Consider the following 263-nt stretch of genomic DNA (forward strand, 5'->3'; position numbering starts at 1 on the left):
TAAGCCGCGGCGCCTAACGTCATTCCTAACAAAATTCCGACACTGGTTTCCCGAAGAGCGATGATAAAAAAATCACTGACCCGGACGTCTTCAACGGCTAAAGCACGAACGATGGTTGTGGAGGATTGAGATCCAGTATTACCGCCAATCCCAATGAGCAAGGGAATAAATAAGGTCAATACAATGACCTCATTTAAAGTTGATTCAAACATATTTAAAACATTAACCGTTAATGTTCCGGCAAATGCAAGCAAAGCAAGCCA

The 263-nt window shown here is 42.6% G+C and carries 1 protein-coding gene; it reads right to left on the reverse strand.

Annotated elements, in window-relative coordinates:
• On the reverse strand, nucleotides 1-263 hold a 263-nt coding region (locus IEX97_RS13010; protein ID WP_188883522.1), incomplete at both ends, for a magnesium transporter.

Source organism: Paenalicyclobacillus cellulosilyticus (genome assembly GCF_014647315.1).
Classification (GTDB): domain Bacteria; phylum Bacillota; class Bacilli; order Alicyclobacillales; family Alicyclobacillaceae; genus Alicyclobacillus_J; species Alicyclobacillus_J cellulosilyticus.